The sequence below is a fragment of the Streptomyces sp. Ru73 genome (assembly GCF_002920575.1).
In the GTDB taxonomy this organism is placed as follows: domain Bacteria; phylum Actinomycetota; class Actinomycetes; order Streptomycetales; family Streptomycetaceae; genus Streptomyces.
On record NZ_PQSQ01000062.1, the window covers coordinates 20,822 to 42,386 of the forward strand.

The 21,565-nt window shown below is 71.6% G+C and carries 17 protein-coding genes, 1 tRNA gene and 1 riboswitch; of the genes, 14 read left to right on the forward strand and 4 right to left on the reverse strand.

Translation table 11 applies throughout. The features are described 5' to 3' along the window. Positions 1-108 precede the first annotated feature (108 nt). From C3486_RS24030 to C3486_RS24070, 9 genes are all read left to right on the forward strand, one after another. Positions 109-1,389, forward strand: coding sequence for a cytochrome P450 (locus C3486_RS24030; RefSeq protein ID WP_103834831.1), 1,281 nt, complete (start codon positions 109-111; stop codon positions 1,387-1,389). Between the two features lie 282 nt (positions 1,390-1,671). After that, positions 1,672-2,619, forward strand: coding sequence for a transglycosylase family protein (locus tag C3486_RS24035; RefSeq protein ID WP_308461263.1), 948 nt, complete (start codon positions 1,672-1,674; stop codon positions 2,617-2,619). A 233-nt stretch (positions 2,620-2,852) separates the two neighbouring features. Beyond that, a riboswitch (cyclic di-AMP (ydaO/yuaA leader) is annotated at positions 2,853-3,064 on the forward strand. A 4-nt stretch (positions 3,065-3,068) separates the two neighbouring features. Then, complete coding sequence (locus C3486_RS24040) at positions 3,069-3,746, forward strand: transglycosylase family protein (RefSeq protein WP_103834833.1); 678 nt, start codon at positions 3,069-3,071, stop codon at positions 3,744-3,746. 276 nt (positions 3,747-4,022) lie between these two features. Then, entirely contained in the window at positions 4,023-5,312 is a 1,290-nt protein-coding gene (gene eno, locus C3486_RS24045; protein ID WP_103834834.1) for a phosphopyruvate hydratase, read from the forward strand. Positions 5,313-5,438: 126 nt separating this feature from the next. Further along, complete coding sequence (locus tag C3486_RS24050; RefSeq protein ID WP_103834835.1) at positions 5,439-5,909, forward strand: septum formation initiator family protein; 471 nt, start codon at positions 5,439-5,441, stop codon at positions 5,907-5,909. Between the two features lie 86 nt (positions 5,910-5,995). Further along, entirely contained in the window at positions 5,996-6,550 is a 555-nt protein-coding gene (locus C3486_RS24055) for a DUF501 domain-containing protein (protein WP_103834836.1), read from the forward strand. Then, positions 6,547-7,539 (forward strand): Ppx/GppA phosphatase family protein, encoded by a 993-nt coding sequence (locus C3486_RS24060; protein WP_103834837.1) that lies wholly within the window; start codon positions 6,547-6,549, stop codon positions 7,537-7,539. The genes C3486_RS24055 and C3486_RS24060 overlap by 4 nt, the downstream gene beginning before the upstream one ends. A gap of 421 nt (positions 7,540-7,960) precedes the next feature. Next, positions 7,961-9,355, forward strand: a complete 1,395-nt coding sequence (locus tag C3486_RS24065) for an NAD(P)/FAD-dependent oxidoreductase (RefSeq protein WP_103834838.1) — start codon at positions 7,961-7,963, stop codon at positions 9,353-9,355. Positions 9,356-9,629: 274 nt separating this feature from the next. After that, a complete protein-coding gene (locus C3486_RS24070; protein ID WP_103834839.1) occupies positions 9,630-10,943 on the forward strand; it encodes a cyclopropane-fatty-acyl-phospholipid synthase family protein in 1,314 nt (437 codons plus the stop codon). Positions 10,944-11,019: 76 nt separating this feature from the next. Here the strand turns inward: C3486_RS24070 and C3486_RS24075 are convergent, their stop codons facing one another. Next, positions 11,020-13,557 carry an ABC transporter permease gene (locus C3486_RS24075; protein WP_103834840.1) on the reverse strand — a complete coding sequence of 846 codons (2,538 nt, stop codon included), beginning with the start codon at positions 13,555-13,557 and terminating at the stop codon, positions 11,020-11,022. A gap of 60 nt (positions 13,558-13,617) precedes the next feature. Further along, positions 13,618-14,400, reverse strand: a complete 783-nt coding sequence (locus tag C3486_RS24080) for an ABC transporter ATP-binding protein (RefSeq protein WP_103834841.1) — start codon at positions 14,398-14,400, stop codon at positions 13,618-13,620. A 427-nt stretch (positions 14,401-14,827) separates the two neighbouring features. On the opposite strand from C3486_RS24080, the gene C3486_RS24085 reads away from it, so the two are divergent. From C3486_RS24085 to C3486_RS24100, 4 genes are all read left to right on the forward strand, one after another. Then, positions 14,828-14,909, forward strand: a tRNA-Leu gene (locus C3486_RS24085). Positions 14,910-15,119: 210 nt separating this feature from the next. Next, positions 15,120-15,674 (forward strand): MarR family winged helix-turn-helix transcriptional regulator, encoded by a 555-nt coding sequence (locus tag C3486_RS24090; protein ID WP_103834842.1) that lies wholly within the window; start codon positions 15,120-15,122, stop codon positions 15,672-15,674. Continuing rightward, the gene (locus tag C3486_RS24095) at positions 15,671-18,286 is read left to right on the forward strand and encodes an MFS transporter (RefSeq protein ID WP_258052969.1); all 2,616 of its coding nucleotides are present in this window, start codon (positions 15,671-15,673) and stop codon (positions 18,284-18,286) included. The genes C3486_RS24090 and C3486_RS24095 overlap by 4 nt, the downstream gene beginning before the upstream one ends. 278 nt (positions 18,287-18,564) lie before the next feature. Further along, entirely contained in the window at positions 18,565-19,425 is an 861-nt protein-coding gene (locus C3486_RS24100) for a Bax inhibitor-1/YccA family protein (RefSeq protein ID WP_103834843.1), read from the forward strand. A 129-nt stretch (positions 19,426-19,554) separates the two neighbouring features. Here C3486_RS24100 and C3486_RS24105 read toward each other — a convergent pair whose 3' ends face one another. Then, complete coding sequence (locus C3486_RS24105) at positions 19,555-19,785, reverse strand: DUF4287 domain-containing protein (RefSeq protein WP_103834844.1); 231 nt, start codon at positions 19,783-19,785, stop codon at positions 19,555-19,557. A gap of 98 nt (positions 19,786-19,883) precedes the next feature. Between C3486_RS24105 and C3486_RS24110 the strand changes: the two genes are divergently transcribed. Beyond that, the gene (locus C3486_RS24110) at positions 19,884-20,204 is read left to right on the forward strand and encodes a hypothetical protein (RefSeq protein ID WP_103834845.1); all 321 of its coding nucleotides are present in this window, start codon (positions 19,884-19,886) and stop codon (positions 20,202-20,204) included. 110 nt (positions 20,205-20,314) lie between these two features. On the opposite strand, the gene C3486_RS24115 is transcribed toward C3486_RS24110, so the two are convergent. Then, positions 20,315-21,205: a hypothetical protein gene (locus C3486_RS24115; RefSeq protein WP_103834846.1), complete on the reverse strand. Its 891-nt coding sequence runs from the start codon at positions 21,203-21,205 to the stop codon at positions 20,315-20,317. Positions 21,206-21,565 lie beyond the last annotated feature (360 nt).

The window sequence follows — 21,565 nt, forward strand, 5'->3', positions numbered from 1 at the left end:
GAGTCTGCCGGCGAAGACCCCTCCCCCACCTCCACCGCACTCCCACAAACGCTAGCGCCCGCCACGGACAGTGACCGGGGCCTGTGGACAACCGGTTACGGTCGAGGGGTGCACGACACCACACCCCCCGCCTGCCCCGAGCTCTTCACCTGGGAGTTCGCCGCCGACCCCTATCCCGCGTACGCCTGGCTCCGCGAGCACGCGCCGGTCCGCCGTACACAGCTGCCCAGTGGGGTCGAGGCATGGCTGGTCACCCGGTACGCGGACGCCCGCGAAGCACTCGCCGACCCACGGCTCTCGAAGAACCCGCAGCACCACAGCGAGGCCGCGCACGGCAAGGGCAAGGTCGGCATCCCCGGCGAGCGCAGCGCCAACCTGATGACGCACCTCCTCAACATCGACCCGCCGGACCACACCCGGCTGCGCCGGCTCGTCTCCAAGGCGTTCACCCCGCGTACGGTGGCGCGCTTCGCGCCGCGCGTACAGGAGCTGACCGACCAGCTCATCGACGGCTTCGCGGCGCGCGGCGAGGCCGACCTCATCCACGAGTTCGCCTTCCCGCTCCCCATCTACGCCATCTGCGACCTGCTGGGCGTGCCCCGCGAGGACCAGGACGACTTCCGCGACTGGGCCGGAATGATGATCCGGCACGGCGGAGGGCCGCGCGGCGGCGTCGCCCGGTCCGTGAAGAAGATGCGTGCCTATCTGGCCGACCTGATCCACCGCAAGCGCGAGTCGCTGGCGGCCGAGGAGACCGAGGACGAGGACCTGATCTCGGCCCTCATCCGCGCCTCCGACCACGGTGAGCACCTCACCGAGAACGAAGCGGCGGCGATGGCGTTCATCCTGCTCTTCGCCGGTTTCGAGACGACGGTCAACCTCATCGGGAACGGTACGTACGCACTGCTGCGCAACCCCGGGCAGCGGAAGCGGCTGCAGGACGCGCTGGCCGCGGGCGACGAGGAGCTGCTGGCGACCGGGGTCGAGGAACTGCTGCGCTACGACGGGCCGGTGGAGCTGGCGACCTGGCGGTTCGCGACGCAGGAGCTGACCATCGGCGGCCAGGTGATCGCCGAGGGCGACCCGGTACTGGTGGTACTGGCGGCCGCTGACCGGGACCCGGCGCGGTTCGACGCGCCGGACACGCTGGACCTCGGCCGCCGTGACAACCAGCACCTGGGGTACGGGCACGGCATCCACTACTGCCTGGGCGCGCCGCTCGCCCGCCTCGAAGGGCGGACCGCGCTGGCGACCCTGCTGACCCGGCTGCCCGACATCGGACTGGATGCCGATCCGGACGATCTGCGCTGGCGTGGCGGCCTCATCATGCGCGGGCTGCGGGCACTGCCGGTGCGGTTCACGCCGGAGGGTACGGGGAGCGGAGCGTAGGGCCGGAGCGCTGCGGACGGGCCGTCAGAACGGGCATTCCCGTACGTACCGGCGTGCCTCAAGAGGGCGCGAAAAGGGCTCAACTGACGCGTCGTCAGCGGCGTGATCTGCGCGTGATCTCCGCTACACCGGGTTGAGACCGGACCGGGCCCCCGCTACCTTGCGTGCGACAACTCAAGCCGCCGCTCGAAAGGCATTCGCATGCGCTCCGGCAACGGTAGACACCGCCGCCCCCGTCAGGCCCCCGCCCTCTTGGTGGCGGCCTCCGTCACGGGCGCAGGGATGGCCCTGCCGCTGCTGGCGGCGGGCGGTGCGCAGGCCGCCGACGCCACCACTTGGGACCGTGTCGCGCTGTGCGAGAGCGGCGGCTCGTGGACCGCCAACTCCGGCAACGGCTTCTACGGCGGGCTCCAGCTGACCCTGGAGATGTGGAAGGACTACGGCGGCGAGTCCTACGCCGAGCGCCCGGACCTCGCCAGCCGCGCCCAGCAGATCGCGGTCGCCGAGTCGGTCCTGAACGACCGCGGCCCGGACGCCTGGCCCAGCTGCGCGGTCCACGCCGGTCTGGACGTGGACGGGCTCATACCCGACGTGGACCCGGGCGGTACGGAGACTCCCGAGCCGCAGCCCACCGAGCCGGGTGGCGACGCCTCCGGCAGCCCGTCCGCCGGTACGGACGCGGACGGCGGCGACACGCAGCAGCCCTCCGGCGACACCAGTACCGAGCCCTCCGGCGGGCCCACGGCGCCGGACGCGACGCCGTCGGCGGGCGGGACCGACTCCCGGCCGTCGGGCGACGCCACCGGCGACGCGCACACGGGCACCGGCGGCAAGGCCGGCAGCGACGACGGGAAGACCGGCGACGGCAAGGCCGGCGACTCCGTCGACCGGCCCGCGGACGAGCCCTCCGGTGACGCCGCCACCCCCTCCGGCGAGCCCTCGGCGCCCGGCACCGGCCGCCACCGCGGCGACTCCGGCGACGCCAAGGGCGGCGACAGGGGGGACGGGAAGCCCGCCGGGCGGCACGCCTCGCGCGGCGGTGACGCGCACCGCGGTACCCCGGTCGTTGACGGCATGTACACGGTGCGGCCGGGCGACAGTCTGTCCGCCATCGCCGAGGCGCAGGGGCTCGCGGAGGGCTGGACGGGTCTGTACGACGCCAACGAGAGCGTCATCGGTGCTGATCCGGACCTCATCCACCCTGGTCAGCGCCTCGATCTGGGGCAGTGAGGCGGAGCCTCGGGGGGTAAGTGCGGCCCGGTTGTGCTCAATTGGGGAAAGTGAGACATGGGTCTCGTCCCGCGCCGTTCCAGCCTCCTGTGCCCGTTGTTTCCATACCGGGTGCGACCTGCGAAAACGGGCACTTTCGAGTGTCGAAAGCGGTCAACTGTCCTACGAATGGGTGGTTTGAACCCTCGAAGGGTGTGTGTTTAGTTTCTTCACCGCTCGCATCGAGTGAGCCCGCCGATCATTCGCCGAATCCTGCCGGTGATCGGTCGGACAACCGTCGCGCAAGCGCCGTAGGCAGGAGCGGGGGACCCAGGTAAGTGCCGGGCCGCAGCGGAGACGCAGCGGAACGGCTTGGGGTGAAGCCGGGTGTGCGGAAGCGCATCCGGCCGGGCCACTCACAGCCCGAACCCGACAGCTCACCTCGCAGGCGTCGGTGAGGAAGACACAACATGCTCAAGGGCAAGCACCGCCGCCCCTCGAAGGCCGTCCGCGTCGCCACGCTCGCCGGTGTCGCCGGCGCCGCCGTGGCCGTCCCGCTGATGACCGCCGGTTCCGCGAACGCCGCCTCGGTCGCCACCTGGGACAAGGTCGCCCAGTGCGAGTCCGGTGGCAACTGGCACATCAACACCGGCAACGGCTACTACGGTGGCCTGCAGTTCAACAACAGCTCCTGGGCCGCCGCCGGCGGTACCAAGTACGCGGCGCGCGCCGACCTGGCCACCAAGGACCAGCAGATCGCCACCGCCGAGAAGCTGCTCGCCATGCAGGGCCCGGGTGCCTGGGGCTGCGCCGGCGCCGGCGGTCTGACCTCCGGTGGCCCGGCCGCGCAGGTGAACACCGGCTCCGGCCAGGCCCAGCAGCAGGCTCCGAAGCAGGAGGCCCCCAAGCAGCAGGCGGCCCCGCAGCAGCAGGCGCCGAAGCAGCAGGCCGCCCCGAAGCCGCAGCCGGTCCAGCCGCAGGCCGCGCCGAAGCAGGGCCACGGCAACTACACCGTGAAGTCCGGTGACACCCTCGGCAAGATCGCCAAGGCGCACGGCAAGGACTGGAAGACGGTCTACGAGAACAACAAGTCGACCGTCGGCGGCAACCCCGACCTGATCTTCCCGGGCCAGAAGCTCGAGGTCTGATCCCGTCGGCCTGCCGGCCGCCCGTGAGACCGCCCCGCCGCGACGCGCAGCCCCCGAGCGCGTCACGGCGGGGCTTCACGTTTGTGGGCCCTGCCGCTCAGGTGGCCTGGCCCGATTTACCCGTTACGTCCTCCGCGAAAAGCGGTTCTTACCTCCCGTATTGAGGGCCTTTGGGTCCTTTTTCGTCTCACGGAAGGGGCTAGGGGCAGGCGGACGGGCCACGGGCCGTTAGGCTCGTGTTGCAGAACTCCAGATGACACCCATGAAGGAGACAACGTGCCGTCGATCGACGTCGTCGTAGCTCGCGAGATCCTCGACTCGCGAGGCAACCCCACGGTCGAGGTCGAGGTCGGCCTCGACGACGGCAGCACGGGCCGCGCTGCCGTGCCGTCCGGCGCCTCGACCGGTGCCTTCGAGGCCATCGAGCTGCGTGACGGCGACCCGAACCGTTACCTCGGCAAGGGCGTCGAGAAGGCCGTGCTGGCCGTCATCGAGCAGATCGGCCCCGAGCTGGTCGGTTACGACGCCACCGAGCAGCGCCTGATCGACCAGGCGATGTTCGACCTGGACGCCACCGACAACAAGGGCTCCCTGGGCGCCAACGCGATCCTGGGCGTCTCCCTGGCCGTCGCGCACGCCGCCTCCGAAGCCAGCGACCTGCCGCTCTTCCGCTACCTCGGCGGCCCGAACGCGCACGTCCTGCCCGTCCCGATGATGAACATCCTCAACGGTGGGTCGCACGCCGACTCCAACGTCGACATCCAGGAGTTCATGATCGCCCCGATCGGCGCGGAGTCCTTCTCCGAGGCGCTGCGCTGGGGCGCCGAGGTCTACCACACCCTCAAGAAGGTCCTGAAGGCCAAGGGCCTGGCCACCGGCCTGGGCGACGAGGGCGGCTTCGCCCCGAACCTGGGCTCCAACCGTGAGGCCCTCGACCTCATCCTCGAGGCCATCAAGGAGGCCGGCTACGCCCCCGGCCAGGACATCGCGCTGGCGCTCGACGTCGCCGCCTCCGAGTTCTACAAGGACGGCGCCTACGAGTTCGAGGGCAAGTCCCGCTCGGCCGCCGAGATGACCGAGTACTACGAGGAGCTCGTGGCCTCGTACCCGCTCGTGTCCATCGAGGACCCGCTGTTCGAGGACGACTGGGAGGGCTGGAAGGTCATCACCGACAAGCTCGGCTCCAAGGTCCAGCTGGTCGGCGACGACCTGTTCGTGACCAACCCCGAGCGCCTGGCCCGCGGCATCGAGGAGGGCTCCGCCAACGCCCTCCTGGTCAAGGTCAACCAGATCGGTTCGCTGACCGAGACCCTGGACGCCGTCGAGCTGGCCCAGCGCAACGGCTTCAAGTGCATGATGTCGCACCGCTCCGGCGAGACCGAGGACGTCACCATCGCCGACCTGGCCGTCGCCACCAACTGCGGCCAGATCAAGACCGGCGCCCCGGCCCGCTCCGAGCGCGTCGCCAAGTACAACCAGCTGCTGCGCATCGAGGAGATCCTCGACGACGCGGCGGTGTACGCCGGCCGCAGCGCGTTCCCGCGGTTCCGCTCTGCCGGCCAGTAAGCGCAGCAAGGGCTGACCGGCCCGAAGGCCCCGGCGGCCGGAAGGTCTCAGCTTCCGTACGTCCCCGGCGGCGGTCCCGTACCGTTGCCGGGGACGTATGTACGAGGCGAGGCAGGGGAGGCCACATTGTCCGGTGAACGGTTCTCGACCGCGACCCGGCTCAAGGCGCTCGGCGAGCAGGCCGCTGCGCGGGTCTACCGTGCGCGCTCCCCGCGGCGCAGCCGGCTCACCGGCCGGGCCGCGCTGCTCGCGCTCGTCCTGTGCTCGCTGGTCGTGGCCCTGGCCTACCCGATAAGGGCCTACGTCTCGCAGCGCTCGGACATCGCCGAGCAGCGCCGCGAGGCCGACGCGGCGCGGGACGCCGTGCGGCGGCTGCGCCAGGAGAAGGCCCGCTGGCAGGACCCCGCGTACGTACGCCAGCAGGCCCGCCGCCACCTGCACTACGTGCTGCCCGGCGAGACCGGTTACACCGTCGTGGACGGCACCGGCGCCGGCCGGCCGCGCGCGGGCCGGGACGCCGTGGAGCGCCCGTGGTACGAAGCGATCTGGTCCGGCCTGGACTCCGCCGACGCGCGCGGGCGCGCCGCCGGGGGATGATGGGGCGGCCGACCGCACACCGCCGACGACACGTACGTCCCTGACGACAGACGACACGTACGTCCCTGACGACAAGAGAAACCTGCATGGAAACGCCGCCTCCCCAGACCGAGCCCACCGAGCCCACCGACGCGGACGTCGCGGCGTTCCGTGAGCAGCTGGGCCGCCCGCCCCGTGGCCTGCGCGCCATCGCGCACCGCTGCCCCTGCGGCAACCCGGACGTCGTCGAGACGGCCCCGCGCCTGGAGGACGGCACGCCCTTCCCCACGCTGTACTACCTCACCTGCCCGCGTGCGGCCTCCGCGATCGGCACGCTGGAGGCGAACGGCGTGATGAAGGAGATGACCGAGCGGCTGGGCAGTGACCCGGAGCTGGCCGCTGCCTACCGCGCGGCGCACGAGGACTACATCCGCCGCCGGGACGCGATCGAGGAGCTGAAGGGCTTCCCGAGCGCCGGCGGCATGCCGGACCGGGTGAAGTGCCTGCACGTCCTGGTCGGGCACTCGCTGGCGGCCGGGCCCGGGGTGAACCCGCTGGGCGACGAGGCCATCGCCATGCTGCCGGAGTGGTGGAAGAAGGGGCCGTGCGTGAGCCCCTGCCAGGACGCCGGCCCGACCACGGACGAGGGAGCCCCCGAGTGAAGCGCGTCGCCGCCATCGACTGCGGTACCAATTCGATCCGCCTGCTCGTCGCGGACCTCGACCCGGAGACCGGCGAGCTGAAGGACCTGGACCGCCGGATGAAGATCGTCCGGCTCGGCCAGGGCGTGGACCGTACCGGCCGGCTGGCGCCCGAGGCGCTGGAGCGGACCTTCGCCGCCTGCCGCGAGTACGCGGAGATCATCGAGGAGCTGGGCGCGGAGAAGCTGCGGTTCGTGGCGACGTCGGCCTCCCGTGACGCGGAGAACCGGGACGACTTCGTGCGCGGCGTGGTGGACATCCTGGGCGTCGAGCCCGAGGTGATCACCGGTGACCAGGAGGCGGAGTTCTCCTTCACCGGCGCGACGAAGGAGCTGACGGGCCTGGAAGCAGCAGGCGCGGAGCGCCTCCCCGTGGAGGGTGGTGGCGGGCGACGGGTGGGCCTTGAGAAGCCGTACCTGGTCGTGGACATCGGCGGTGGCTCCACGGAGTTCGTGCTGGGCGCCGACTCGGTGCGGGCCGCCCGCTCCGTGGACGTGGGCTGCGTCCGGATGACCGAGCGGCACCTGGTCAGGGACGGCGAGGTCATCGACCCGCCGGGGGCCGAGCAGATCGCCGCCATAAAGGCGGACATCGAGGCGGCGCTGGACAAGGCCGGCGAGACGGTGCCGCTGGACGCGGCGCACACCCTGGTGGGGCTGGCCGGCTCGGTGACCACGGTCGCCGGCATCGCGCTGGGGCTGCCGGAGTACGACTCGGCCGCCATCCACCACTCCCGGATCCCGCTGGCGAAGGTCCGTGAGATCACCGAGTGGCTGGTCGGCTCCACGCACGCCGAGCGCGCCGAGGTCCCGGTGATGCACGCGGGCCGGGTCGACGTGATCGCCGCGGGCGCCCTCGTCCTGCTGGCGATCATGGAACGTACGGGCGCTGAGGAGGTCGTCGTGTCCGAGCACGACATCCTGGACGGCATCGCCTGGAGCATCGCCTGAGTGGGCCGCTGAGGGGCTCGACGGGCCGCTGAGAGGGGTCCCGGAGGGTGCGGAAGACGCGTTCCGGGGGCCCTTCGCGGGGTGCCGACGAAAAAGTTCGTGAAACTCTTCACATGAAAAAACCGCCCGATGGGGCAACAAGTCGGCCCCCGCTCGCCCTTCCGGGGCTCACATGTGGCGCGGCACCGGGGAATGTGCGGTTTCGGCGGGCTTAAAGAAGCGCTTATGCGACCGGTGGTTCGGCCTCACAGTGGGGCTCAAGCCCTGATGAGGAGGGGTGTCCAACGCCCGGCCGGGTCCTGTGGTTCCCCCGCGGCGCTATGGCGTCGATCACGAAGGCGCGGAGTGTAGCAGATACCCCTTCGGTGCTTGTGAAGGCCCTCACGAGCCACCCCCCAAGTGGGGGTGGATACTCGATGACATGAGCACCACGGAGCGTCCCAGGATCCTCGTAGTAGGCGGTGGGTACGTAGGCCTGTACGCGGCACGTCGCATCCTCAAGAAGATGCGGTACGGCGAGGCGACCGTCACGGTCGTCGACCCGCGCTCGTACATGACGTACCAGCCCTTCCTCCCCGAGACTGCCGCCGGCAGCATCTCGCCGCGCAACGTCGTCGTCCCGCTGCGACGCGCTGTGCCGGGTGCCGAGATTCTCACCGGCCGCGTCACCTCCATCGACCAGGACCGCAAGGCCGCCACGATCGCCCCGCTCGTGGGCGAGGCGTACGAGCTGCCCTTCGACTACCTGGTCATCGCCATGGGCGCGGTCTCCCGCACCTTCCCGACCCCCGGCCTGGCCGAGCAGGGCATCGGCATGAAGGGCGTCGAGGAGGCCATCGGCCTGCGCAACCACGTGCTCGAGCAGCTCGACAAGGCCGAGTCGACGACCGACGAGGAGATCCGCCGCAAGGCGCTCACCTTCGTCTTCGTCGGCGGTGGCTTCGCGGGCGCCGAGACCATCGGTGAGGTCGAGGACCTGGCGCGCGACGCGGCCAAGTTCTACAAGAACGTGAAGCGCGAGGACATGCGCTTCGTTCTGGTCGACGCCGCCGACAAGGTGCTGCCGGAGGTCGGGCCCGAGCTCGGCACGTACGGCCGCAAGCACCTGGAGTCCCGCGGTATCGAGGTCTACCTGAAGACCACGATGCCTTCCTGCGTGGATGGCCACGTGGTGCTCAGCAACGGCCTCGAGGTCGACGCCAACACCATCGTGTGGACCGCCGGCGTGAAGCCGAACCCGGCGCTCGCCCGCTTCGGTCTCCCGCTCGGCCCGCGCGGCCACGTGGACACCGCCGCCACCCTCCAGGTGCAGGGCACCGACTACATCTGGGCCGCGGGCGACAACGCCCAGGTCCCGGACCTGGTCGGCCGCGCCAACGGCAACGAGAACGCCTGGTGCCCGCCGAACGCCCAGCACGCGATGCGCCAGGCCAAGGTCCTCGGCGACAACGTGGTCTCCGGCATGCGGGGCTTCCCGCAGAAGGAGTACAAGCACGCCAACAAGGGTGCGGTCGCCGGTCTCGGCCTGCACAAGGGCGTCGCGATGATCGTCATGGGCAAGATGAAGATCAAGCTCAAGGGCCGTCTCGCCTGGTACATGCACCGCGGCTACCACGGTCTGGCGATGCCGACCTGGAACCGCAAGGTCCGTGTGATCGCCGAGTGGACGATCAACATGTTCCAGAAGCGCGACATCACCTCGCTCGGTGCCCTGGAGTCTCCCCGCGAGGAGTTCTACGAGGCCGCCAAGCCGGCGCCGAAGCCGGCCGCCGCCGAGGAGAAGAAGGACGACAAGACGGCCGCCAAGGCCTCTTGAGCGAAGGCTTCCCGGCCCGGCCGGGAAGCCTGAGCATCCGCACGTACGCCGAAGGGCGCCTGCCATCCGTGGGGCAGGCGCCCTTCGGCGTACGCGTGTGCGGGCCCGTGCGCCGGTACGCACCCCGGCTCCGCTCCTTCGGCGTATTCACAATGGCGTCCGTACCGGGCTTTGCTGTTCCCTTACGAACGAACGGGACTACCCGGGCCCCGCCGAGCGTTTACGTGGTGGGTGAAACTATCTCGCCCGACTCGTCAATACGGAGGTGTGCGACATGGCCGACGCCGCTGGACGGCTCACCAAGCTCGCCGAGGAGGTACTGGGCGCCCCGCTCCCCGTACGCATCCGGGCCTGGGACCGCAGCGAGTCCGGTCCGCCAGGAGCCCCCACTCTCGTCTTCCGCAGCCGCCGCGCCCTGCGCCACCTGCTCTTCAAGCCCGGCGAACTGGGCCTCGCCCGCGCCTGGGTGGCCGGTGACCTCGACATCGACGGCGACCTCTACACCGCCCTCGACGGCCTCGCGGGACTGATCTGGGAACGCGGCGCCGACCAGGACAAGAAGCCGCAGCGCGCCGCCGTCCTGCGCGCCCTGGCCCGCCCCGAGGTCCGCAGCGCCGCCCGCGAACTCGTCTCCCTCGCCGGCGCCCCCGTCCCGCCCCGCGCCCCCGCCGAAGAAGCCCCCAAGAGTCACGGCCCGCTGCACACCCTGCGCCGCGACAAGCAGGCCATCAGCCACCACTACGACGTCGGCAACGACTTCTACGAGCTGGTCCTCGGCCCGTCGATGGTCTACTCCTGCGCTTACTGGGAGAGTCCGGAGGCGACGCTGGAGGAGGCCCAGCGCGACAAGCTCGACCTCATCTGCCGCAAGCTCGACCTCAAGGAGGGCGAGCGGCTGCTGGACGTCGGCTGCGGCTGGGGCTCGATGGTGCTGCACGCCGCCGAGCACTACGGTGTCTCGGCCGTCGGCGTCACCCTCTCCGAGGAGCAGGCCGCGTACGCGCGCAAGCGCGTCGCCGAGGCCGGCCTCACCGACCGCATCGAGATCCGCGTCCAGGACTACCGCCTGGTCAAGGACGGCCCGTACGACGCGATCTCCTCCATCGGCATGGCCGAGCACGTCGGCCGGGCCCGGTACGCCGAGTACGCGGCCGACCTGTACGCCCTGCTCAAGTCCGGCGGCCGGCTGCTCAACCACCAGATCGCCCGCCGCCCGCTGGCCGACGAGGACAGCTACCACGTCGACGAGTTCATCGACCGCTACGTCTTCCCCGACGGCGAGCTGGCCCCGGTCGGCCGGACCGTCGCGCAGCTGGAGGAGGCCGGCTTCGAGGTGCGCGACGTGGAGGCGATCCGCGAGCACTACGCGCTGACGCTACGCCAGTGGGTGGCCAACCTGGAGCGCCACTGGGACCGCGCCGTGCGCCTGACGACGCCGGGCCGGGCCCGCGTCTGGCGGCTCTACATGGCCGCCTCGGCGCTGTCCTTCGAGCGCAACCGGATCGGCGTGAACCAGGTCCTCGCGGTCCGTACGCCGGAGAGCGGGGCCTCCGGCATGCCGCTGCGGGCCCGGGAGTGGCGGGGCTGAGCCCCCCGCCCGGGAGAACGGACGAGGGAGCCCCGGTCCGCGGGACCGGGGCTCCCTCGTGCTCAGCGGCGCGGGCTCACTCCGCCTTGATCGCGGCGAGCATGTTCAGCCGGGCCGCGCGGCGGGCCGGCCAGAGCGCGGCCGCCACGCCGACCAGCGCGGCGAGCGCCAGGAAGAGCGCCATCCGGCCCCAGGGCAGCACCATCTCGTAGGTGCCCATGCTGTCCGCGATGAGGCGGCCGCCGGCCCAGCCGAAGAAGACGCCGAGGCCGATGCCCAGCACCCCGCCGAACAGCGAGATCACCAGGGACTCCAGGCGGACCATCCGCTTGATGCCGCGCCGGTCCAGGCCGATGGCGCGCAGCATGCCGATCTCCTGGGAGCGTTCGAACACCGACATCGCGAGGGTGTTGACCACGCCGAGCACCGCGACGATCACCGCCATGGCGAGCAGCCCGTAGAGGACGTTGAGCAGCAGGTTGATCTGCTGGGCGATGCCGTCGGAGACGTCCTGCTTGTCCTGGACCGCGACGGCCGGGTTGTCGCCGAGCGTCTTCTGCAGCGCGTCCTTGGCGGCGTCCGAGGTGCCGCCCGCGGTCTTCACCATGACCTGCATGTCGGCCGCGTCCTTCACGTGCGGCGTCAGCGTTCCGGTGTCCAGCAGGATGCCGCGCATCATCTCGTTGCCCCGGTAGATGCCGGAGACGGTGAGGGTGCCGCGGCTGCCGTCCTCGTACGTCACCTTGGTGCGGGAGCCGAGGTGCCAGCCGCGCTCCTTGGCGGTGTCGCTGTCCACGACGGCCTTGTCGCCGGCCAGCCCGGCGAACGAGCCCTTGGTGAAGTCCAGAGAGGTCAGCTCGGCGATCGAGGCACCGTCGACGCCGGTGAGGTACTCGATCTCGCCGCCCACCCGGGAGGGGGAGTTGCGCAGCGGGCTGGAGGCCGTGACCTCCGGGTCCCCGGCGATCTTCTTCGCCACGTCGGGCGAGAGCGGGCTCTTGTTGACCATGCTGACGACGTAGTCCGCCTTCAGCGAGTCCGTGGCCATCTTGTCGATGCCCTTCTGGACGCTGCCCGCGATCACCGTCAGGCCGGTGATCAGGGTGAGGCCGATCATCAGCGCGGAGGCGGTGGTGGCGGTGCGGCGCGGATTGCGCACCGCGTTCTGGCGGGCCAGCTTGCCGGAGACGCCGAACACGCGGAGGACCGGGGCCACCGCCGCGATCAGCGGCCGGGACAGCAGCGGCGTCAGGATGAAGACGCCGATCAGCAGCAGCGCGGCACCGGCGCCCATGGGGGCCTTGCCGCCGTCGCCCATGCCGGTGGCCAGCAGGACCAGGGCGGCGCCGGCCGCGGCGACGAGCGCGCCGAGGGTGTTCCGTACGACCAGGGACTTGGTGGTGGCGGTGGCGTGCACGCTGTTCATGGCGGCCACCGGCGGGATCTTCGCGGCGCGGCGGCCGGGCAGCCAGGCGGCCAGCACGGTGACGACGATGCCGACGACCAGCGAGACCAGGACCGTGCCGGGGGAGACGACCAGCGGGCCGTCGGGGATGCTCTGGCCGGTGGCGCCCATCAGGGAGCGCAGCCCGGCGCCGATGCCGATGCCGGCGGCCAGGCCCGCGACGGCGGCGACGGCGCCGACCACGAACGCCTCGATGAGGACCGAGCGGGTCACCTGGCGGCGGCTCGCGCCGACCGCGCGCAGCAGGGCCAGTTCCTTGGTGCGCTGGGCCACCAGCATGGTGAAGGTGTTGGCGATGATGAAGATGCCGACGAAGAGGGCGATGCCGGCGAAGACCAGCAGGCTGGTCCGCATGGAGCTCATGCCGTCGGCGATCATCTTCGCCTGGTCGTCCGCGAGCTGCTGGCCGGTGGTGGTCTTGGCCGTGTTCGCGGGCAGCATCGCGTCGATGCGGTCCTTCAGCTGCGCCTGGGAGGTGCCGGGCGCCGCCTTCACGTAGATCTCGTCGAACCGGCCGGGCGCCGCGTAGAGCTTCTGCGCGGTGGCGGTGTCGAAGAGGGTGAGGCTGCCGCCGGCCATGGTGTTGCCATCGTCGGTGGTGAAGACGCCGGTGAGCTTCTCCTTACGGACCGGGCCGTCGACGGAGAGGCGTACGGTGTCGCCGACGCGGAAGCCGGCGCGGTCGGCGGTCTTCGCGTCCAGCGCGACCTCGCCCGCCTTCTGCGGCGCGCGGCCGTCGCGCATCGGGTAGCGGCTGTCCTTGCCGTCCTTGCCCGGGTAGTAGTTGTGGCCCTGGCTGCTGAAGCCGTCGCCGAGGAGCTTGCCGTCCTTGCCGGCGACGGCGGCGAAGCCGGAGACGTCGCCGGTGACGCGGGCGGCGCCGGGCACGGCGGCGGTCTTCTCCAGCAGGTCCTGGCTCAGCCGGTCGGGCGCGCCGGGCTCGTCGGCCGGTCCCGCGGTCCGGTCGGGCTCGACGGCGACGTCGACGTCGCCGTAGCCCTTCTGGGAGGAGTGCTGGTAGGCGTCGGAGATGGTCGAGGTGAAGACCAGGGTGCCGGAGACGAAGGCGACGCCGAGCAGCACGGCGAGCACGGTCATCAGCAGCCGGGCCTTGTGCGCGAGGACGTTGCGCAAGGCGGTACGGAACATGAGTGGGTCAGTCCTGAGGGTGAGGTCCGGAGGGCGGGGCGGCGGGCGCGTACGGGGCGGTCAGCTCGTACGGCCCTTGGCGTCGAAGCCCTTCATGCGCTCCAGCACCTTGTCGGCGGTGGGTGCCGCCATGTCGTCGACGATCCGGCCGTCGGCCAGGAAGACCACGCGGTCCGCGTAGGAGGCGGCCACCGGGTCGTGGGTGACCATCACCACGGTCTGGCCGAGCTCGCGCACGGAGTTCCGGAGGAAGCCCAGTACCTCGGCGCCGGAGCGGGAGTCGAGGTTGCCGGTGGGCTCGTCCGCGAAGATGATCTCGGGCCGGGAGGCCAGCGCGCGGGCCACCGCGACGCGCTGCTGCTGGCCGCCGGAGAGCTCGCTCGGGCGGTGCTTGAGCCGGCCGGAGAGGCCGACCGTCTCCACGACCCGGTCCAGCCACTGCTTGTCGGGCCTGCGGCCCGCGATGTCCATCGGCAGCGTGATGTTCTCCAGCGCGCTGAGGGTCGGCAGCAGGTTGAACGCCTGGAAGATGAAGCCGATCTTGTCCCGGCGGAGCTGGGTGAGCTTCTTGTCCTTCAGGCCGGTCAGCTCGGTGTCGCCGATCCGCGCCGAGCCGCGGGAGATGCTGTCCAGGCCCGCCATGCAGTGCATCAGCGTGGACTTGCCGGAGCCGGAGGGGCCCATGATGGCGGTGAACTCGGCCTGCCGGAACTCGACGCTCACGCCGTCCAGGGCGACCACCTGGGTCTCGCCCTGTCCGTAGACCTTGGTGAGATCCGTGGCGCGTGCGGCCACCGCGGTGGCGCGGGTGGCGGTGGGGACGCCGGTGTGGGTGGTGGTCACGGGATGGTGCTCCTGTCGGGACGTAGGGGCCGTGTAAACGGTCGGATTCCATCGTCGGGGAGCGGATCGTGCGGGGCGTCAGCCCCTGCGCCGGTCTCTCTGGGGGCCTGCGGTCTGACCCGGCGGACCCCGGGTCCTCCTTGGGGATGAGGGTGACCCTGAGGCGCTGACGCGGCGGCGGAGGCGCGGGGGAGCGGCGGTGCCGCTCCGGGAGACAGCGAGTTTCCGTCAATCCGGTGACAGCGGTGCCGGTGGGGCGTGACCGGGGCGGTCCGGCCCTGGGCATGTGCCGAAGGCCAGTACCACGTGCTGATGCACCCTCAGGTGCCAATAAAATAAGACAACCTCAGGCCCTCCCGCCGCTGTTCGAGTGGTGTCGCGGGCTAGGCTCGTGGTGCCGTCTTCGTGACGGCGTGGGGGGTTTCGGGCCCGGATGGTGGAATGCAGACACGGCGAGCTTAAACCTCGCTGGCCTTCGGGCCGTGCCGGTTCAAGTCCGGCTCCGGGCACACCTCTCGGAAGGTGACCTTCTCCCCTCTTCGCGCCCCGTGGGCGCCCCTTCTCGCGCCGGTGGGCGCGGCTTCACCGTAACGCTCCTTCTGCCGTACCGGCATGCCCCCTGAATCGACTTGCTGAATACAAGCAATATCGGGGAGACTTTATTGGTAGCCACAAGCAACCTGATGAAGCAGGGTACGCACATGACAGGGGGAGGGGCGATGGATGACGACGTCCGCGCCCGGGAGGACAGTGCCGCCGAAGAGGCCGCCGCAGCGCGGCTCGGCGAGGCGGCGGCCGGGCTCGGCTCGGAGATCGTCCGGTTCAGCAGGCTGGTCACCGCATGGCGGCGGCACGCCAAGACGGACGCCGGAGCCGCGGACCGCGTGCTGCTCGCCAAGCTGGTGAATCACGGGGACCGGCGCGCCACCGATCTGGCCGCCGACGCGCTGCTCGACCTCTCGACCGTGAGCCGCCAGGTGCGCTCGCTGGTGGAACGGGGGCTCGTCGAGCGCTACCCGGACCCGGAGGACCGCAGGGGGACACTGCTGCGCGCCACCGAGGCCGGGCACGCCGCCTTCGGGGAGTACCGCCGGCAGCGCGACACCAAGCTGGCCGCATTGCTGGAGCCGTGGCCCGAGGAGGACCGGGCACACCTGGTCCGGCTGATGGGCCGCCTCAACGACGACTTGGAACAGGCGCGGCACGCCCGCCCCGCACACCCCGCCCCTGAGAGCGGGGAGACCGCCGTGAAGGAGAAAGACGCAGCAGCGTGAGCACCACGACAACCCCCCGCATATCCGGGGCGGCGCCGAAGGCCGGAGGGGCACTCAGCCACCGGCAGATCCTGACCATCCTCAGCGGCCTGATGCTGGGCATGTTCCTGGCCGCGCTCGACCAGACCATCGTCAGCACGTCCATCCGGACCATCGCCGACGACCTGCACGGCCTGAGCCAGCAGGCCTGGGCCACCACCGCCTACCTGATCACCTCGACGATCGCCACACCGCTGTACGGCAAGCTCTCCGACCTGCATGGGCGGAAGCCGTACTACCTGACGGCGATCGGCATCTTCGTCGTGGGCTCGGTGCTCTGCACCTTCTCCACCTCGATGACCGAACTGGCCGTCTTCCGGGCCATTCAGGGCCTCGGCGCCGGTGGCCTGATGTCGCTGGCCCTGGCGATCATCGGTGACATCGTCCCGCCGCGGGAGCGCGCCCGGTACCAGGGCTACATGCTCGGTACGTTCGCCACCTCCAGCGTCGCCGGACCGCTCATCGGCGGCGCGCTGGCCGGCCAGGACACCCTGCTGGGCATCACCGGCTGGCGCTGGGTCTTCCTCGTCAACGTGCCGGTCGGCATCGTCGCGCTCTTCGTGGTCGCCAAGGTGCTGAACATCCCGCACACCCGCCGCGACCGGCGCATCGACTGGTGGGGCGCGCTCACCATCGCCATCGGCGTGGTCCCGCTGCTGCTCGTCGCCGAGCAGGGCCGCGAGTGGGGCTGGGACTCCACGCGGTCGATCGCCTGCTACGTCATCGGCGTCGTGGGCATCATCGCCTGGATCTTCGTCGAGCGGCGGATCGGCGACGACGCGCTCATCCCGATGCGGCTCTTCCGCAACGGCACCTTCAGCAAGACCAGCCTGCTGTCCGTCTTCATCGGCATGGGCATGTTCGGCGGGATGATGATGATCCCGCAGTACCTCCAGATCGTGAAGGGTTCCAGCCCCACGAAGTCGGGCCTGGAGATGCTGCCGCTGATGGCGGGCATGATGATCGCCTCCATCGTCACCGGCCAGATCACCTCCAAGACCGGCAAGTACAAGATCTTCCCGGTCATCGGAACGGCCCTGATGGTCGCGGCGCTGCTGCTCTTCCACTTCCGGGTCCAGTGGGACACCCCGCTGTGGCAGACCATGGTCTTCATGGTCGTCTTCGGCCTGGGCCTCGGCTCCTGCATGCAGACCCTGGTGCTGGCGGTGCAGAACGCGGTGCCGCCGGGCGACATGGGCGTGGCGACCGCCTCGTCCACCTTCTTCCGGCAGATGGGCGCCACGGCCGGTACCGCGATCTTCCTGTCGCTGCTGTTCAGCACGGTCGGCGACAAGATCAGCTCGGCGTTCAGGGCCGCAGCCGGCACGGACCGCTTCCAGGCGGCGCTGCACGACCCGGCGGTCCTCCAGGACCCCGCCAACAAGCCCGTCCTGGACATGTTCAAGGGCGGTGGCGGCTCCGGCGGCTCCACGTCGGTGCTGAACGACTCCTCCTTCATCCAGCACCTGGACCCGCGGCTGGCCGAGCCCTTCCAGCGCGGCTTCACCGACTCGATGCACGGCGTGTTCCTGCTGGGCGCGATCATCATCGCGGTGGCGTTCGTGCTGGTGCTCTTCGTCAAGGAGGTGCCGCTGCGCCAGGTCTCCGGCCTTCAGGCCCGTGCCTCGGAGGAAGCCGGGGAGAACGGCGGCGACCAGGCGGCCGACGGCGCCGGAGCGGCCGCCGGCACGCCGGTGACCGAGCAGACCGCCGCTGCGGACGCCGGGGCGCCCGCCGCCGCTGCCGTACCCGAGCCGGCGCCCGCCGCCGTGCCCGCCGCGCTCCCGGCCTCCGCCGGCCCCCTCACGGGCCCCGGCGTCACCGGCCAGGTCCGCGACGGCCAGGGCGACCCGCTGGCCGGCGCCGCGGTGACCCTGATCGACATCGGCGGCCGCCAGCTCGGCCACGCCGGTACCGCCCAGGACGGCAGCTACGCGCTGGCCGCGCCGGGAGCCGGTACGTACGTGCTGATCGCGTCCTCCGGCACCCGTCAGCCGCAGGCGGCGACCGTGGTGGTCGGCGACGAGCCGATCCAGTTCGACCTGGCCCTCAAGGGCGCGGCCGGACTGACCGGGCAGGTGCGTGACAGCCGGGGCGCGGCCCCGGTGCCGGGCGCGCTCGTCGTGGCGACGGACCTGCGCGGCGACGTGGTGGCCACGGCCGTGGCCGGCGACGACGGCGGCTTCGTCTTCGGCGACCTGGTCCCGGGCAGCTACACGCTGGCCGTCAGCGCCGCGGGCCACCGTCCCGCCGCGCTCCAGGCCGAGGTCGGCTCCGGCGAGGCCAACTGGTACGAGGCACGCCTCGCGCCGTGCGCCCGGGTCACCGGCACCGTGCGCACCCCCAAGGGCGAGCCGCTCGCCGACGCCCGGGTGACCCTGCTGGACCCGGCGGGCAACACGGTGGGCTCCGTCATCACCGGCGCCGACGGCGCGTACGCCTTCACCGACCTGGACGGCGGCCAGTACACGGTCATCGCCAGCGGCTACGCGCCGGCCGTCGCCTCGCTGCGGCTGGAGGACGGCGGCCGCACCGGGTTCGACCTCGACCTGTCCCACGACACGGTCGCGTGACGCAGGCCGCGTGACCAAGGTCGCGCGACGAACGGGCCGGGCACGCTCCAGGGCGTGCCCGGCCCGCTGCGTTGCCCCTCGGAGCGCTCCCCCCCTGCTCCCGCCCGGCCGTCCCCGCGTGTCACTCCCGGCCCGCCGGGCATACGCGCCGGAAACCGGCCCTGCACCACAGCGACGAGGGAAATCCGTAAAGATCCTGCCTGAGGAGTAGGGACGAGGCTTTGCCAAGCCATTACCCTTGAGGCCAAGGCCGCGCACGGCGGCCACGGAGGAGTGAGATGAGGAGCAGCAACCCGGTCTTCTCGCGACGGGGGTTCAGCCGAAACGGCTACGCCGGCTTCAATGCGCCGCCGCAGGCCGGGGGCGCCGCCAACCCTTACGCGGGGAACAACCCCTACGCCGGTACCAACCCGTACGCGGGCGGCAGTCCCTACGCCCAGCAGGACGTGACCCAGGCTCCGCCGTACGTCCCGCAGACCCGCCCGATGACCATGGACGACGTCGTCGTCCGCACGGGCCTCACGCTCGGCACCGTCATCGTCGGCGCCGCCGTGGCATGGATCATGGACCTCTCCATGGGCCTGGCCATCGGTGCCGCGCTCGTCGCGATGGTGCTCGGCCTGGTGCAGTCGTTCAAGCGCAAGCCGTCGCCGCCGCTGATCCTGGCGTACGCGGCCTTCGAGGGCCTCTTCCTCGGCGCGCTCAGCAACGCGATCAACCAGTGGGTGGCCCCCGGCGCGCCCATGCAGGCGGTGCTCGGCACCATGGCGGTCTTCGTCGTGATGCTCGTCGCGTACAAGACCCGCATCGTGCGGGTCAACGCCCGCTTCACCCGCTTCGTGCTCATCGCCGCCATGGGCTTCCTGCTGCTGCAGGTGGTCAACCTCCTGTTCATGGCGTTCGGCGGCGGCGAGGGCCTCGGCTTCCGCAGCGGCGGCCTGGGCATCGTCTTCGGCATCGCCGGCGTGCTGCTCGGCGCGCTCTTCCTCGCCCTGGACTTCAAGCAGGTCGAGGACGGCATCGCCTACGGCGCGCCGCGCGAGGAGTCCTGGCTCGCGGCCTTCGGTCTCACCATGACCCTGGTGTGGATCTACCTGGAGATGCTGCGCCTGGTCGCCATCCTCAACGGCGACGACTAGCGTCCGCCGGCTCCGGCGCCGCGCGGTGACCGGATACGGCGAAGGGCCCGCGGGAGGTACGCCTCCCGCGGGCCCTTCGGTTTTCCGGCGCGGCCCGGCCACGGGACCGGGCCGGGCGCGGGACGTCCGCTAGAACAACTTCCGGGCCGCGCGCCGCAGGTCGTACTCGTGGACGATCGCCTTGGCGTGTCCGTAGGCGAGGTTGTGCTCGCCACGGAGCCAGCTGACCTTCTCCTCGAAGCGGAAGAGTGCGGGGCCTTCCTCGACCGTGCGAAGCCACTCGGAGACTTCGCGGCCGGTGCAGTGGGGAATACGGGAGAGCAGGTTCCGGTGGGTCTCTTCGGAGAAGACTTGGGACATCGGCGCCTCCGGACGCGTTCGATGCTGGTCCTTCAGCACACCGTGCCTGAGCGTTCGGGCGTTGGCAACCACCCGGGAGTGGCGCATAGGCTCACGGCGTGCTTGACGTGATGCCTTTGCAGACCGCCGCTGACGCCCTCGCCGACCGGCTCCGCGCCCTCCCGCAGAGCGCCCTGGCGCGCGGCGCCGCGGCCGAAGGGCTCGCCCTCGCCAGGGAGTTCGCGCGCCGCGCGCAGCTGCTGGAGGAGCCGGGGAGCGAGCCGCGCGAGCTGCCGGACGCCGGCCTGTTCGCGGTCGGCGACCAAGTGGCGGTGGCCGGTCATGACTTGGCGTACGCGCTCCGGGACGCGGAAACGGCCCGTGCCGAGGACGTGGCACAGGCCGTGGAAGAGGTACGGCGGACCGCTGCGCGCTGCTGAGCGGAGGGCGCCGGGTGGCGGGCGCCGGGCAGTGGTGCGGTCCGGGACCGGGCGGGTACTGGGCCCGGTCCGAGGGAAGGGCCGCCGGTCCGGCGGCGGGCGGGCCGGCCTCAGAGGGAGGCGATGACCCGGTCGGCGAGGATGTAGACGCTGTCGTCGCGGCCCTCGCCCCAGGCGAAGGTCAGCGCGTATGCGCCGGAGACGCCCGAGCCGCCGAGCAGCACGGGGGAGCGGCCCTCGCGGAGGGCCTCGGCGACCCGCTCGGCCGTCTCGCGGTGGCCCGGCGTCATGCAGACGGTGGTGCCGTCGGCGAAGACGTAGACGTCCAGGGTGCCCAGCGGGCCCGGCCGGACGTCGGCCAGCGGCGTACGGTCCTCCGCCAGCTCCTCCAGGCGCGCCACGGTGCGCTCGTGGTCGCCGATGGCGGGGGAGGGCGAGAAGTCCGGGTGCGAGGGGTGGCGCCGGCGCGCGGCGGCCAGCTCGGCGGACTCGGTCTCCTCGACGGCCCCGTCGGTGGGCGCGTCCACCGGCTCCAGGTCGACCTCGTCCATGCCGAACAGCGGCTCCGAGCCCAGCACGTCCGGGTCCAGGCCCGCGAAGTCGGCCTGTCGCGGCAGGTAGAAGCGGTCGAAGCCGTCGCCGGGCGCGAGCTCCTCGCCCGGCGCCGCGGGGCCGGTCATGAGCGAGGGCGAGTCGGCGGCGTCCCTGGCCTCCTGGGCGGCCCAGAAGGCGCGGGCCTCGGCGAGCTCGCGTTCCCGCTCCTCGGCCAGCGCGTCGGCCACCGCGGCACGTATGTCGTCCAGCGGGGTCTCGGCGGCGGGTGCCGGGCGGGCGGCGGGAATGGCGGCGAGGGCCGCGGCGCCGTCCTCGCGGGCGGCGCGGAGCTCGGCCCGCAGTCCGGCGACCTCGCGGCGCAGGGTGCGAGCGGTGTGCAGGGAGGCCGCTCCCAGAGCCACGGCGATGGCCGCGGCCGGCAGCAGGAGGGTGGTGATGGCGGTCACTGGCGTACTCCCGGTAGCAGAATGTCCCCCCGACTTCCTACCTCAGCCTGCCGGGGGTCGGCGACCGTTTGCAGTGCGCTACGTCCTTGAAAGCTGGGGGCCTTGGGCCTCGTACGAACGGGTGACCCCCGCGCGACCTGGGAAAACGCGACTCCCCCAGGGTGTTGGTCACAATCCTGGGGGAGTTAGCACAACGATCTTGTCACCAGGTGACGGGGGTCACCAAGCGTTGCTGTGGGTGCCGGAGTTGATACGTACGGTCCCCACGGGGGCGGGTGGGATGGCGGTGACCGTCAACCACCCCGCTGCGGCTCAGCTCAGCCGCTCGACCCCGGCTCGGCTCAGCCGCTCGTGCTTGTG